The sequence below is a fragment of the Butyricicoccus sp. AM32-19 genome (assembly GCF_003480365.1).
GTDB lineage: Bacteria > Bacillota > Clostridia > Oscillospirales > Butyricicoccaceae > Agathobaculum > Agathobaculum butyriciproducens.
In genome coordinates this window covers 538-14,712 of the sequence record NZ_QUIX01000010.1, presented here as the reverse complement: position 1 = coordinate 14,712, position 14,175 = coordinate 538, and the positions used below count along the sequence as shown (strand labels likewise).

The window sequence follows — 14,175 nt, the reverse complement described above, 5'->3', positions numbered from 1 at the left end:
CGCGTTAGTGCTCGGAAAGGAACTTACTCTTGCATTCCTCGATTGCCTTTGTCAGCTTTTCCTTCACATCGTCCTCCAGCTTGCCGGTGGTGCGGATGGACTCCGGAATGTCGCTATAAACGCTGTCCACGAAGGAGAACAGCTCCTTCTCGAACTCGCTGATCTGATTTGCCGGAATATCAAGCAGTGCGCCCGAAACAACGGCATAGATGATGATAACCTGCTTCTCGACCGGAATCGGGCTGTTCTGCGGCTGCTTGAGCACCTCTACGATGCGCGCGCCCTGTTCCAGACGCTTCTTGGTGTCCGCGTCCAAGTCGGAGCCGAACTGCGAGAACGCCTGCAGCTCACGGAACTGCGAGTACGCCAGCTTGAGCGTACCGGCAACCTTCTTCATCGCCTTGATCTGCGCGTTGCCGCCGACGCGGGATACCGAAATACCCGGGTTTACCGCCGGACGGATACCGGAGTTGAACAGCTCGGTCTCGAGGAAGATCTGACCATCGGTAATGGAGATTACGTTGGTCGGGATATACGCCGAAACGTCGCCTGCCTGCGTCTCGATGATCGGGAGTGCGGTCAGGCTGCCGCCGTTCTGGATGTTCGCTGCACGCTCGAGCAGACGGGAGTGCAGATAGAATACGTCACCCGGATAAGCCTCACGTCCTGGCGGACGGTGAAGCAGAAGGGAAAGTGCACGGTAAGCTACCGCGTGCTTGGACAGATCGTCGTAAATGACCAGAACGTCCTTGCCCTTGTGCATGAAGAATTCACCGATCGAGCAGCCCGCGTACGGCGCAATGTACTGCAGCGGTGCAGACTCGGATGCGGTTGCGGCGACGATGCAGGTATAATCCATCGCGCCGTTGGCAGCGAGCGTCTCTGCAACCTGTGCAACGGTCGAACGCTTCTGACCGATTGCTACATAGATACAAATAACGCCGGTGCCCTTCTGATTGATGATGGTGTCCAGACAGATCGCGGTCTTGCCGGTCTGACGGTCACCGATGATCAGCTCACGCTGACCACGGCCGATCGGGATCATGGAGTCGATCGCCTTGATACCGGTCTGGAGCGGCACATTAACGGGTGCACGCTCGATGATGCCCGGTGCGGGCATTTCGATCGGACGGCTCTCCTTGGTTTCGATAGCGCCCTTGCCGTCAATCGGCTTGCCGAGTGCGTCAACAACGCGGCCCAGCATGGCTTCGCCGACCGGGACCTCTACGATTCGCTTGGTGCGCTTTACCGTGTCACCCTCGCGGATGTTCTGATCCGAGCCGAGGATAACCGCGCCGACCAGCTCTTCCTCGAGGTTCTGCGCCATGCCCTGCACGCCGCCCGGAAATTCGAGCAGCTCGCCTGCCATGCAGTTTTCAAGGCCATGGATATGCGCGATACCGTCACCGACGGTAACAACCGTGCCCACGTCGGTCAGCTTGATCTGGCTCTGATAATGCGTGATCTGCTCCTTGATAATGCTGCTGATCTCTTCGGAGCGCAATTCCATAAAAATCACCTGCTTTCCTGTGTACCGGTCAACCGTGCTGCAAGCTCTTCCAGACGGGTGCGCAGGCTGGTATCGAACTGCTCGTTGTTGACTTTCACAACGATGCCGCCCATAATACTCGGATCGACCGAGCATTTCAGCTCTACCTTTTTACCCGTAACCTGTTCCATCTTGCCGCGCAGCTTGTCGGTCAGCGCCGCACTCATCGGCACTGCCGTGACCGCCAGCACCTCTACGATGCCGTTTTCAAAATAATACTGCTCCTTATACGCCTGACACATCTCGTGGATGAGACCGATGCGGTTCTTATCCGTTACAAGCATCAGGAAATTGAGCAGAAAAGGCTCGATACGTCCCTCGAACACAGCTTTCAGGACATTCCGTTTGTCCTCCGCCGCGATAGAGGGCGTTGTGAGCATTTTGAGGAAATCCGGTTCGCTGTCAAACGCCGCACACACCTCGATCAGCTGATCGAGATACAGCTTTTCCTGCTTCTCGTCCTGCGCGACCTCGTAAAGGCTCAGTGCGTAGCGCTCGCTTACCATATCCGCCATGTTTGCTCACCCCACCTTGTCAATAAAGTCTTCGATAAAGCGTTCGTGATCCTCCGGCTTTACATCGCGCTCCACGATCTTGGAGGCGATCATCACGGACAGATCCGCAACCTCATCCTTGAGTTCCTTGTGCGCCTTGATGCGCTCCTGCTCGATGACGCGCTCGGCCTTCTTGACCATAGCGGATGCCTGCTGCGAGGACTCGCGCAGGATCTCATCGCTGCGCTCTGCGGCACGGCGGGTAGCGGAGCCGACGATCTCGGCAGCCTCCTCCTTCGCCTTGGACAGACGCTCGGTATATTCGCTGCGCATCTGCTCAGCCTCGCTCTGCGCCTTCTCGGCGGTGGCGTACATGGACTGTACCTCCTCGCTGCGGGCAGCGAGCATCTTGCGCACCGGCTTGTACAGAAACTTCTTGATGATCAGGAACGTAATGAGCGTGTTGCACATCGTCACGAGGATCTCCCACCAGCCGATGCTGACGAACGCTTCATATAATGCTTCTGTCACTGGTTTACCTCCTTCCCAAACGGAAGAATCCGTTTCGTCTTTTCAATCATAGACCGCTCAATACGCACGGTCTATAAAGAGGCAATATTTCAACTGGCAAACCCAGTTGGGATATTGACGCTTCCCTTAAAACTGACTAACAAACGGATTGGCAAACAGCAGGATCAGCGCGATAACCAGCGCGTAAATACCGGTGGACTCTGCCATTGCGATACCAAGGATCATGGTACGGGTGATATCGCCCTGTGCCTCCGGCTGACGGCCGATTGCGGAGCACGCCTGACCGGCGGCATAACCCTCGCCGATACCAGGGCCAAGGCCGGCGATCATTGCCATACCTGCACCAAGAGCGGACATACCTGCTACGAATGCTTTGGGATCCATACTTTTCTTCCTCCTAATTCAGATAACGAAATTGGAATTTGTTTTTTCTTCACGTCAGCTGTTGCGTGCGTCGCCTACATAAGCCATGGTGAGCATACTGAAGATGAACGCCTGCATGCAGGCCGTGAAGCAGTCAAAATACAGCGACAGCACACCGGGCAGACCGATCTGCAGCAGCGCGATATTATCGGGCAGGAAACCCAATACCGCATTAGACAGCACCTTGAGTGCGCCCATGATCAGCGTAGTGATGACAAGGCCGCCTGCCATGTTGCCGAAGTGACGGAACGACATGGAGACCGGCGTTGCGATCTCGCTGAGCACGTTAAGCGGCGCCATAACGAAGATCGGCTCGAGGAAACCTTTGAGGTAGCCCTTGATGCCGCCGTACTTGATCTTATTGAATGTGATCAGCACGAACGTGATGAGCGCCCAGCCGAGCGTGGTGTTCAGGTCTGCCGTGGTAGAGCGCATCCAGAACAGGCTGGCCAGTGAACCGAACAGCGAGCTCATCATCAGCGTCATAATGTACGGCGAGAAAGCCTGACAGCCTTCTCCCATCGTGCTTTCGACCAGACCGTCGATCATCAGCACCGCCTTTTCGGCCAGTGCCTGCTTGCCTTTGGGGATCTTCTGCATGCGGTGTGTTAAAAAGATACACAGGAACAGGATAAACGCCATGATGATCCATGAGTTTCTCATGGTCTCCGTGATCGGCAGATTGGTATTGCCGAACAAATAACCCAGTATTTTAGGACCGTTTATTTCGACGTTCAACCGTTTAACCTCCTTTCCGCTGAACTGCGTGGCGCCAGAGGAGCAGCGCCTTGGTGAAAAACAGCGGGATGACCGCTGCAGCTGCGTTCAGATACGGCAGCTTGATCGCCGCGATAACGAACACCGCCGTGAGCATGTAGCGAACTACATAGCCGCGCCGCGTAATGCGAATGCCCTGTGCCGGCGGAAAGGCGGTTGCCCTTACCGTGCTCCTGCCGATCATGTAGAACAGCAGCAGCGCGAACGCCGTACCGAGCAGAACGCTTGCGCCGGACCGAGCGATACCCTGTCCGCAAAGAGCGAACACACCGAAGGTCACCAGCGCCAGCGGGAGCATGCCGCGCAGCATGCGCTTCGTTTCCTCATAAACGATGTGCATTCCGTCACAGCTCCTTTTCTTTCTCTGCGCTTTCTCTGGCTTTGCGCTCGGTAAATCGCAGAAAGTCACGCAGGCTGCAGGCTGCAACCGCGATACCGAGCAGGATTCCGATAATCACCACACCGTTGCCCCAACCGAACCGGTTGCGGAGCCATATCGCTCCGAAGCAGCAAAGCACCGGCGGTGTGATCACTGTGAAGCCTACCTGAGAAAAATAGATCAGGTAGCGCAGCACACTAAAGCCTTCTTTCCCTCTTTGCAATCGCATTCCCCCTTCATGAACGCCATAGCAACATTGTACAAAATGCAGCGTGCTCTCTCGGCACACTATATTACTTATTATAAACAACTTGCCCAAAAAGTAAAATACTTTTGCTCAGAAAAGCTAAATATTTTTTGTGACTTTGTGTCGTATCATACATTCTGCATAAATTATTCTTATTAAGTATATACAAAATGCCAGATTGTCTTTTTTATCACAAAGGGAAAAAGACGCAGCATTCCCCATTGTTTTTTCTTACCAGCACGACTGCGGGCAAAAGAAAAAAGCAACGATTTTCATCGTTGCTTTTTTGTGCTTGCGATATGTATTTCCGTTTAAGGATTACAGGAAACGCTTCATGTCTTCGGTAGCAGACTCCGGCTCCTCGCTGAGCGAAACGGTGAAGTTTACGCTGTGCTTGGAAGAGAATGCGTCCAGAGCGGTGAGGAACTCCTCAGCCTTGGCTGCGTCCTTGCCGCCGATGATCTTGTACAGACCGTCGATGAAGACACGGGTGATATCGTAGTTGCCGGCATGCAGACCGCCGACAAAGCCGAGCAGGCTTGCGATGTCGCTAACCGGATAATCCGCTGCGTCGATCAGACGCGCGTCATGCGAGATATCGAAAGTCAGCTTGTTGCCGCGGGAAATACAAACGACACTGCCCTTTTCTTCTTTTACTGCAGCGTTGACCTGATCAATAAGCTCCTTGGTCTTACCGGAACCGGTACCGCCAATAATAAGTTTTACCATAGTTTTTATCCTCCCAACCTTTGAGGTTGCTATTAGTGTACCATAGTTTAGCCAAAATCACAAGTCCGAATTGCAAACTTTCCGTCATTTTGTATGGTAAATTTCTCACCCTTTCCAATTTCGTTCGGAAAACACCGAATTTTGACGTTATTTTGCATCTTTTACAACATTTCCTGCAAGGCCGCGCACAAAGGAAATAAGCAGCCCGGACAGTCCGAGCGCGTCCACACCGGCTTCAGCGATGATGGGAACGGTCAAAACCGTCTCTCCGCCGGCGGATACCGTCATTTCGCCCAACCGCTGACCGGCCTGTATCGGCGCGGCGAGCGTCTCCGGCAGGTCGAACGCGGTCTGCATATCCCCTGCTCTCGTCTTTTCAATCACGAACGAGTCGCTGCCCTCGAGCACCGGCTGCACGGTCTCCGCGGTGCCGAGCGTCACCGGAATGGGTGCCAGATCGTCAGCCGCAGGCATGTACGCCGTGAAGTTGGCAAAGCCGTAATTGAGCAGCGCGGTCGCGTCCGCTGTGCGGTTCTCCTTGGTGGGCGCCGCCATCACGACCGCCACAAGGCCCAGTCCGTCCCGCTCGGCACTTGCAGAAATGCAGAAGCCGGCCTCGCGGATGTAGCCGGTTTTGAGTCCGGTCAAACCCTGATAGCTTTTGAGCATCTTGTTCGTGTTCGCCAGACCGAATTTGCCGCCGCGCACGGTGTCCATCCAGATGCCGGTGTACTCCAGTATTTTCGGATGGCGCAGCAGCTCACAGGAAATAAGCGCAAGATCTCGTGCCGAGGTCAGCGTCTTTTGACCTTCGCCGTCCAGTCCGTTGGCGTTGATGAACGTTGTGTTCGTGCAGCCGAGTTCGCGTGCGCGCGTGTTCATCCGTTCGACAAAGGCGGCCTCTGTGCCCGCCAGATGCTCCGCTACCGCAACCGCACAGTCATTCGCTGAACCGACCGCAATCGCCTTGAGCATTTCATCCAGTGTCAGCTGCTCGCCCGGCTCCAGCCAGATCTGCGTGCCGCCCATCGAGCAGGCGTACTCACTGCCGGTTATCATCGTGTCCAGTGTCACCTCGCCGCGCTCGAGCGCCTCCATCGCCAGCAGCATGGTCATGATCTTTGTCACCGATGCAGGCTGCAGCTGCTCATCGGCGTTATAGACGTAAAGCTCCTGCCCGTTTGCCGCATACAGCGCCGCAGATTTCGCGTAGAGCGCGCCCATTTCGGGCAGCGCCGCCGCCTGCACCGTAAGCATACCGCTGAGCAAAGCGGCACAGATCAATTTCCGCACATCCACTCACCCTTTCAGCATAGCTTATGTGCGACGGAACGCAATTATGCAGTAATTGAAAATTGAGAATGGAGAATTGCGCTATCCTTGCGCAGCCTTCAGTCGCGCTGCGCACATAACGATAAAGTTTTTTCGTAGGGTGTGGTGCCCTCAGAAGGTGAATTGCCCGAAGGGCAAGAGAGGCCACCCTGGGGTGCCACGCCGTGTGAACCGCCTGCATATTGCAAAGAATTGTATTGTTCTTCCAGTGTTCCGGATTTCTTGGCGAGAAATCGCTATTTCTTGGCGAGAAATGGGCATTTCTTGGCGAGAAAGTACACAGAGCAGAGAAGAGTACAGAAGAGCAGAGAAGAGCAGAGAACAGTACAGTAGAGCAGACCAGAGCAGAGAAGAAAAGAGTAACAGAGCAGAACACTCTGCATTTCTGACTGATCTGACGGAAAGTGAATTTATTTCTGAATGAAAAAATGGAGAACGCGCTCCCATCGAGTTCATTCTCCATTATCCATTCTCAATTATCCTCCACGGTGCGACCGTACCGAACGAATGAAAATTCCACCGGGCCTCGGTGAGCGACAGCCCATGATTCTGGTCGCTCGGCTTATTCGGCTCACCTTCGACATCGTAATCAATCTCCCATCCGCACATCGGGCAGATATAACCCCACGAAGGATTCTCGGGGATCTCTGCGCCGCAGCACGGACACGGCTCGGTCGGCGTTTCCGGCAGCCAGCTCATATCCGGCTCGGGTTCTTCGTCCTCGGGTACGGCATCCGGCCGAAAGTACGGGTCGAGCACCTCCTCGTCCTCCCGCTCCTGCACGCCGTCGAAAAACGCCTCCGGCAGAAAGGCATACTCGTCCTTATTCAATTTCGATCAGCACCGGACAATGATCCGAACCGAACACGTCGGTCAGGATGCGCGCGTCCTTGACCCGCTGGGCAAAGCGATTGGACACGAGGAAATAGTCGATACGCCAGCCTGCGTTCTTCTCTCTGGCGTGGAAACGGTAGCTCCACCACGAATACACGCCCTCGAGCGTGGGGTTAAAATGGCGGAACGTATCCGTAAAGCCTGCGGCGAGCAATTCGGTCATCTTGCCGCGCTCCTCGTCGGTGAAGCCTGCGTTCCTGCGGTTGGTCTTGGGGTTCTTGAGGTCAATTTCCTCATGCGCGACATTCATATCGCCGCACACGATGACCGGCTTTTCCGTATCCAGCTTTACCAGATACTCGCGGAAGGCATCCTCCCACGTCATGCGGTAATCCAGACGCTTCAGCTCATTCTGCGAGTTGGGCGTATACACGGTAACGAGGTAGAATTCGCCGTAGTCGGCGGTGATGACACGACCCTCGTGGTCGTGCTCCTCAATGCCAAGACCATAGGTGACGCTCTGCGGCTCGGTTTTGGTGAACAGCGCCACACCGGAGTATCCCTTCTTCTCTGCCGAGTTCCAGTATTCGCGGTAGCCGCCCTCGAGCGGCACATCGGCCTGTCCCGGCTGCATCTTGGTCTCCTGCAGGCACAGCATATCCGGCTGCTCGGCGGCGATGAAATCAAGGAAACCCTTGCCCATGCACGCACGCAGGCCGTTTACATTCCATGAAATCAGCTTCATTTGCGTTCTCCTTCACGCTACGATGCGGACGGTATTGCCGTCCGGGTCGAGCACAAAACTGCCGTAGCAGCCATCCTTGCCGACAACAGGGCCATCCGTGATCTCATAACCCTCCGAGCGCATCTGCTCGGTCAGTGCGTCCACGTTCTCGCGGGTGCCCGCCTTGAACGACGTATGCGCCCAGCCGGTCCACAGACGCGAATGCTCGGCGTCCTCAAACTGCGGACGGGTCACGATTTCAAGCCGTGCGCCGTCAGCAAAGGACACAAAGCACGCCTGCGTGCCGGTCTCCTCATTCTGATACAGCTTGCCCGCCGTACCGTCAAAATATTTGGTATAAAATTCACACAGACGCTCTAAATCACGCGTGTACAGTGCAATATGGTCGATCTGCATAACAGAAACTCACTCCTTTACAATACCGCTCTCGTCAATGCGGCGAACCGCCTCTGCCATGCGCTCGGGCGGAACGACAAGCGCCATGCGGACATAGCCCTCGCCCTGCGCACCGAAGGCGCTGCCCGGAACCACGATAACGCCGGTCTTTTCCATCAGCTCAATGGCGAAGTCCACCGAGGACGCAAAGCACTCCGGAATCTTCGCCCAGACGAACATGGTGCCCTGTGCATCCGGCACGTTCCAGCCGATCGAGCGCAGACCGCCGCACAGCGCGTCGCGGCGCGCCATGTAGCCGGTGCGGTTGCTCTCTACCACATCCTGCGGACCATTGAGCGCGGCAGCCGCACCCGCCATGATCGGGTAGAACATACCGTAGTCGATCTGCGAGCGGAACGCGCGGAAACGGCTGATGACCTCGCGGTTGCCAAGTGCGAAGGACACGCGCATGCCGGTCAGGTTGTAGGTCTTGGACAGCGAGTTGAACTCAATGCCGACCTCCTTCGCGCCCGGAATGGACAGGAAGGACAGACCCTTTTCCCCGTTCAGCATAATGTCGGAATACGCGTTATCGTGCAGAACAATGATATTGTGCTCACGCGCCCAGAGGACCAGCTTTTCGTAGAACTTACGGTCGGCAACGGCAGTGGTCGGGTTGTTCGGATAGGAAACAACGATCGCCTTTGCACGCTCTGCCACGTCCTCCGGAATGTCGTTAAAGTCCAGCTGCCAGTTTTTCTCGGCGTACAGCGGGTACAGACCGACCGTTGCACCGGTCATCATCGGGCCGAACGAGAAGATCGGGTAGCCCGGGTCCGGTGCAAGAATCAGGTCGTTCGGGCCGGCGAAGGCAAAGCCAACGTGTGCAATGCCCTCCTGCGAGCCGCACACAGCCATGATCTCATCGTCGGCAAGCGTGACGTCATAGCGGCGCTTGTACCAGTTTTCTACGGCGTCGAGCAGCTCGCGCGTTTCGTTCAGCGAATACTTATACATATCCGGGTCGAGCGCAGCGCGGCTGACAGCCTCCATCACATGCTTTCCCGGCTGAAAATCCGGCGTGCCGATGGACAGATTGATGACGTCCATGCCGCCTTCGAGGAGCGACTTCTTGCGCTCGTCGAGCTTGTTGAAAATATTGCTGTCTGCGATTTCTCCCGCTTTGATGAATTTCATGCTGATTATCTCCCAAGTAAAAATTCTATAACCGTCCGGTTGAAGCGGGACGGCTGCTTTGCTGCAACAAAGTGGTCGCCGTCGCGGAAAACCTCCACTTCACAGTGGGGGATGTGCGAGGCCATCTCCTTTGTCTGCTTTTCGCGTATTGCATCGTGCTCGCCGACGATGATGAGGGTCGGCATGGTCAGCCGCTCCAGATCGTTCATCGTCACCCCGTACGGGTGCACCATCAGTCCGAGCACATCCCTTCGGCGCGCCGCCTTTTTGCTGAAACGGCTCAGCGCCGCAGCAACACCGTAGCCTGCTATAACGGGCAGCTGCACCTGCGGCTTGACGCCGCTGAACATCTCCACATTGGCCGCGTTGAGGATGAGTTTATCTATATATTCCGGGTGCGTCAGTGCGAATTTGATCGCCAGATTGCCGCCGTCCGAAAAGCCGAGGAAGTGCGCTTTTTTCACGCCGAGCGTGTCCAGCACGGTTTTGAGATCCTCCGCCATCATTTCAAACGACAGGCCGTGCCCGCCGCTCCCGGAGGCGCCGTGCCCGCGGCTGTCCACCGCAATAACGCGGTAAAAGCGGGTCAGCTCGGGTATCTGGGCGTTCCAGTACGAGCTGTCCTCGCCGTTGCCGTGCAGCAGCACAAGCGGCTTTCCTCGGCCGACATCGTAATAAGCAATCCGGGCATCGCCGCACACGACGAATTCCGGTTCATAACCGAACATATCTATTTCAAACCCTTTCTGCATTGCTCCACAAAATCAGTCGGGTGATGGATGAGCGCGGCGGTCTCCTCCACGGAATGGCCCTCGTCCATCAGGCGAAGTGCGATGTGCTCCATGGACTCACCGACCTCGATCATGTGCCAGTCCGGGTCGTACAGGCGCACCACACGCTGCTGCCACGCATGCGTCATCGGCGGATGCACCAGTTCCACGTCCAGGTGTCTGCGCAGCTTTTCCGTGAACGCGTCAAAGTCGTCCACCTCAAAGTAAAGCTCCATGTTGTGCGACTGGTGCAGGATCGTGGATTTGGGCACGCCGGTCAGCCTGTCAAAATCCTGCTGAACGGAAAAGCCGCCGGAAAACGTCACGTTTCCGCCTAAATCCAGCACAACCTCCTGATCGAACAGATCATGGTAAAATTTCTTTGAAATCTCCACATCACGCACCGCCAGCAGCGGCATTCGGAACTTTATCATAGTGCAGCCTCCATCAAACCAAACCCAAAGCGGAAAATCCGCTCGGAATAGAAACTAAATTTTCTGTTTGGCTTCTATTTTATCACATTTTGATGAATCGGTAAAGTAGGCATGGAAAAAGGGAATGAATTTTACTTCATTCCCTTCTTTGCAATCAGATTGTCGCCAGAACGCTCTTTGCAGGCTCCAGCTCCGCGCGTTTAACGTAGATCTTGTAAACGAATCTCACCTCAGCATTCATGCCGAACGTGCCGGACGAACGCCGGTTTTCCAGTAGACCACCGCTCATCAGATCGACCGTTTTCGTGGTCACGTCTATGCCTTTCGCGCTGAGTGCCTTGACGATTTTGTCCAGCTCCTCCATGGTGGAGACTTCGATAAGCTCTGTTTTGAACAGCATTGCATTCCCTCCCTGTGCAATTCCGTAAATAATTATCCTGCCTTGTGCTTATCATACCCCGGAGAGTGCGCCTTGTCAATCGTCATGCGGCAGTCGGATTACAGTTTTAACAAACACAAGGAAAAGAGATACAAAAGGGTAAAATTAAATTAAAACATAACAAAAACCCGAGTTTTCGTTAGAAAACTCGGGTTTCGTGGTACACCATCACGGGCTCGAACCGTGGACCCACTGATTAAGAGTCAGTTGCTCTACCAACTGAGCTAATGGTGCATACTTTCTTGTGTACAAGAAAGTATGCAAAGAAAACTTTACCTGCACACTTCGTGTGCTTTACTTTCTCATTCACAATCTGAAAGTGTAATTTAATTCTTTACACCCTCAAAACTGAACAATCCTACTCGCAAGCTATTTCTTCGAGGTTACCTAACATTTAAGGTCAAGCCCTCGGCCTATTAGTATCAGTCCGCTCCATACATTACTGCACTTCCACTCCTGACCTATCAACCTTGTAGTCTACAAGGGGCCTTACTCCCGAAGGATGGGAACACTTATCTCGAGGGGAGTTTCACGCTTAGATGCCTTCAGCGTTTATCTCGTCCGTACTTAGCTACCCAGCTATGCCCTTGGCAGAACAACTGGTGCACCAGCGGTACGTCCATCCCGGTCCTCTCGTACTAAGGACAGCTCCTCTCAATATTCCTACGCCCGCAACAGATAGGGACCGAACTGTCTCACGACGTTCTGAACCCAGCTCGCGTACCGCTTTAATTGGCGAACAGCCAAACCCTTGGGACCGAATTCAGCCCCAGGATGCGATGAGCCGACATCGAGGTGCCAAACCTCCCCGTCGATGTGGACTCTTGGGGGAGATCAGCCTGTTATCCCCAGGGTAGCTTTTATCCGTTGAGCGACGGCATTTCCATTCACATACCGCCGGATCACTAACTCCAACTTTCGTTACTGCTCGAACCGTCATTCTCGCAGTTAGGCTCGTTTATGCGTTTACACTCAGTGCACGATTTCCATCCGTGCTGAACGAACCTTTGAGCGCCTCCGTTACTCTTTTGGAGGCGACCGCCCCAGTCAAACTGCCCACCTGACAGTGTCCCCCGACCAGATTCATGGTCGCAGGTTAGAATCCCAATATCCCAAGAGTGGTATCCCAAGGTTGACTCCATAAACGCTGGCGCGCTTACTTCCAAGTCTCCCACCTATCCTGTACATGGAATACCGAGATCCAATATCAAGCTACAGTGAAGCTCCATGGGGTCTTTCCGTCTAGTTGCGGGAAACCGGCATCTTCACCGGTACTACAATTTCGCCGGGCGGGCTGTTGAGACAGTGCCCAAATCGTTACGCCATTCGTGCGGGTCAGAACTTACCTGACAAGGAATTTCGCTACCTTAGGACCGTTATAGTTACGGCCGCCGTTTACTGGGGCTTAAGTTCGCACCTTCGCTTGCGCTAAGCACTCCCCTTAACCTTCCAGCACCGGGCAGGCGTCACCCCCTATACGTCATCTTTCGATTTAGCAGAGAGCTGTGTTTTTGCTAAACAGTCGCTTGGGCCTTTTCACTGCGGCCTGCTCTCGCAGGCGCCCCTTATCCCGAAGTTACGGGGCCAATTTGCCGAGTTCCTTAACAACCCTTCTCCCGTTGGCCTTAGAATACTCATCCCATCTACCTGTGTCGGTTTGCGGTACGGGCACCTTAGTATACACTAGAGCTTTTCTCGTCTCTCTCGCCAGTTACTTCCCTACTATATTTCGGTCCCTTACGCCCGGGGCAACCATCGCCCGGGATAACCTTAAAGAAAGCGTCCCTCTAGCTTAAATGTTCGGTGGTTACGGAATTTCTACCGTATGTGCATCGCCTACGCCTTTCGGCCTGAGCTTAGCTCCCGACTAACCTTGGGCGGACGAACCTTCCCCAAGAAACCTTAGATTTTCGGCCATTATGATTCTCACATAATTCTCGCTACTTATTCCGGCATTCTCACTCGTATGCAGTCCACCAGTGCTTCCGCTCTGACTTCACCCCGCATACGACGCTCCCCTACCCAATGCATTGCTGCAATGCCTAAGCTTCGGTTGAACACTTAGCCCCGTTACATTTTCTGCGCAAAACCACTCGACCAGTGAGCTATTACGCACTCTTTGAATGAGTGGCTGCTTCTAAGCCAACATCCTGGTTGTCTTCGCAGTTTCACATCATTTTCCACTTAGTGTTCATTTGGGACCTTAGCTGTAGATCTGGGCTGTTTCCCTTTTGACTATGAGACTTATCTCACACAGTCTGACTGCTATTCATCAATTATCCGGCATTCAGAGTTTGATAGGCTTTGGTAACCTCGCGGCCCCTAGACCATTCAGTGCTTTACCTCCGGTAATCTAAAATAACGCTAGCCCTAAAGCTATTTCGGGGAGAACCAGCTATCTCCGAGTTCGATTGGAATTTCTCCGCTATCCACAAGTCATCCCCGGCTTTTTCAACAGACGTGGGTGCGGCCCTCCACGGTGTCTTACCACCGCTTCAGCCTGCTCATGGATAGGTCACCCGGTTTCGGGTCTAATACCTGCAACTTCATACGCCCTTTTCAGACTCGCTCTCGCTGCGGCTCCGGAACTCCAGTTCCTTAACCTCGCTGCAAATATTAACTCGCCGGACCGTTCTACAAAAAGTACCCGATCACACTTTAACGTGCTCTCGGTGCTTGTAGGCACAAGGTTTCAGGTTCTTTTTCACTCCCCTCCCGGGGTACTTTTCACCTTTCCCTCACGGTACTGCTCCACTATCGGTCACTGAGTAGTATTTAGGCTTGGAGGATGGTCCCCCCATCTTCCCAGCGGGTTTCACGTGTCCGCTGGTACTCTGGATACTGCTAGCGCTCTATTCCTTTCACTTACGGGACTATCACCCTGTATCGTCGCTCTTCCCAAAGCGTTCAGTTAGAAATA

General features: G+C 54.4%; 16 protein-coding genes, 1 tRNA gene and 1 rRNA gene (1 of these 18 only partly in view). All 18 read right to left on the bottom strand.

The window, feature by feature from the left end:
• Positions 1-4: 4 nt before the first annotated feature.
• Positions 5-1,510, bottom strand: coding sequence for a F0F1 ATP synthase subunit alpha (atpA, locus tag DW806_RS09375; RefSeq protein ID WP_110436666.1), 1,506 nt, complete (start codon positions 1,508-1,510; stop codon positions 5-7).
• A gap of 5 nt (positions 1,511-1,515) precedes the next feature.
• Positions 1,516-2,064 carry an ATP synthase F1 subunit delta gene (gene atpH / locus DW806_RS09370; RefSeq protein WP_118729773.1) on the bottom strand — a complete coding sequence of 183 codons (549 nt, stop codon included), beginning with the start codon at positions 2,062-2,064 and terminating at the stop codon, positions 1,516-1,518.
• Positions 2,065-2,070: 6 nt separating this feature from the next.
• Positions 2,071-2,574 (bottom strand): F0F1 ATP synthase subunit B, encoded by a 504-nt coding sequence (gene atpF / locus DW806_RS09365; protein ID WP_118645701.1) that lies wholly within the window; start codon positions 2,572-2,574, stop codon positions 2,071-2,073.
• Between the two features lie 126 nt (positions 2,575-2,700).
• The gene (gene atpE / locus DW806_RS09360; RefSeq protein WP_117490611.1) at positions 2,701-2,958 is read right to left on the bottom strand and encodes an ATP synthase F0 subunit C; all 258 of its coding nucleotides are present in this window, start codon (positions 2,956-2,958) and stop codon (positions 2,701-2,703) included.
• A 54-nt stretch (positions 2,959-3,012) separates the two neighbouring features.
• Entirely contained in the window at positions 3,013-3,735 is a 723-nt protein-coding gene (locus tag DW806_RS09355) for a F0F1 ATP synthase subunit A (protein ID WP_242988059.1), read from the bottom strand.
• Between the two features lie 4 nt (positions 3,736-3,739).
• Complete coding sequence (locus DW806_RS09350; protein ID WP_110436662.1) at positions 3,740-4,114, bottom strand: ATP synthase subunit I; 375 nt, start codon at positions 4,112-4,114, stop codon at positions 3,740-3,742.
• A gap of 4 nt (positions 4,115-4,118) precedes the next feature.
• Positions 4,119-4,376 (bottom strand): AtpZ/AtpI family protein, encoded by a 258-nt coding sequence (locus tag DW806_RS09345; RefSeq protein ID WP_158557226.1) that lies wholly within the window; start codon positions 4,374-4,376, stop codon positions 4,119-4,121.
• Between the two features lie 342 nt (positions 4,377-4,718).
• The gene (locus DW806_RS09340; protein ID WP_117490610.1) at positions 4,719-5,129 is read right to left on the bottom strand and encodes a hypothetical protein; all 411 of its coding nucleotides are present in this window, start codon (positions 5,127-5,129) and stop codon (positions 4,719-4,721) included.
• A gap of 147 nt (positions 5,130-5,276) precedes the next feature.
• Complete coding sequence (locus DW806_RS09335; protein WP_147358097.1) at positions 5,277-6,422, bottom strand: D-alanyl-D-alanine carboxypeptidase family protein; 1,146 nt, start codon at positions 6,420-6,422, stop codon at positions 5,277-5,279.
• A gap of 501 nt (positions 6,423-6,923) precedes the next feature.
• Complete coding sequence (locus DW806_RS09330; protein WP_118359624.1) at positions 6,924-7,292, bottom strand: CPCC family cysteine-rich protein; 369 nt, start codon at positions 7,290-7,292, stop codon at positions 6,924-6,926.
• On the bottom strand, positions 7,285-8,040 hold the full coding sequence (locus tag DW806_RS09325; RefSeq protein WP_118729771.1) for an exodeoxyribonuclease III: 756 nt from the start codon (positions 8,038-8,040) through the stop codon (positions 7,285-7,287). Before DW806_RS09325 ends, DW806_RS09330 begins: the two co-directional genes overlap by 8 nt.
• Positions 8,041-8,052: 12 nt before the next feature.
• Positions 8,053-8,436 carry a VOC family protein gene (locus tag DW806_RS09320; protein ID WP_110436655.1) on the bottom strand — a complete coding sequence of 128 codons (384 nt, stop codon included), beginning with the start codon at positions 8,434-8,436 and terminating at the stop codon, positions 8,053-8,055.
• 9 nt (positions 8,437-8,445) lie between these two features.
• The gene (locus DW806_RS09315) at positions 8,446-9,612 is read right to left on the bottom strand and encodes an aminotransferase class I/II-fold pyridoxal phosphate-dependent enzyme (RefSeq protein WP_118729770.1); all 1,167 of its coding nucleotides are present in this window, start codon (positions 9,610-9,612) and stop codon (positions 8,446-8,448) included.
• Positions 9,613-9,617: 5 nt separating this feature from the next.
• Entirely contained in the window at positions 9,618-10,340 is a 723-nt protein-coding gene (locus DW806_RS09310; RefSeq protein ID WP_158578338.1) for an alpha/beta fold hydrolase, read from the bottom strand.
• A gap of 2 nt (positions 10,341-10,342) precedes the next feature.
• Entirely contained in the window at positions 10,343-10,813 is a 471-nt protein-coding gene (locus tag DW806_RS09305; protein WP_118729829.1) for a VOC family protein, read from the bottom strand.
• A 157-nt stretch (positions 10,814-10,970) separates the two neighbouring features.
• Positions 10,971-11,216 (bottom strand): hypothetical protein, encoded by a 246-nt coding sequence (locus DW806_RS09300; protein ID WP_118729768.1) that lies wholly within the window; start codon positions 11,214-11,216, stop codon positions 10,971-10,973.
• Positions 11,217-11,413: 197 nt separating this feature from the next.
• A tRNA-Lys gene (locus DW806_RS09295) sits at positions 11,414-11,489 on the bottom strand.
• A gap of 162 nt (positions 11,490-11,651) precedes the next feature.
• Positions 11,652-14,175: ribosomal RNA gene (locus tag DW806_RS09290) — 23S ribosomal RNA — on the bottom strand (it continues 442 nt past the right edge of the window).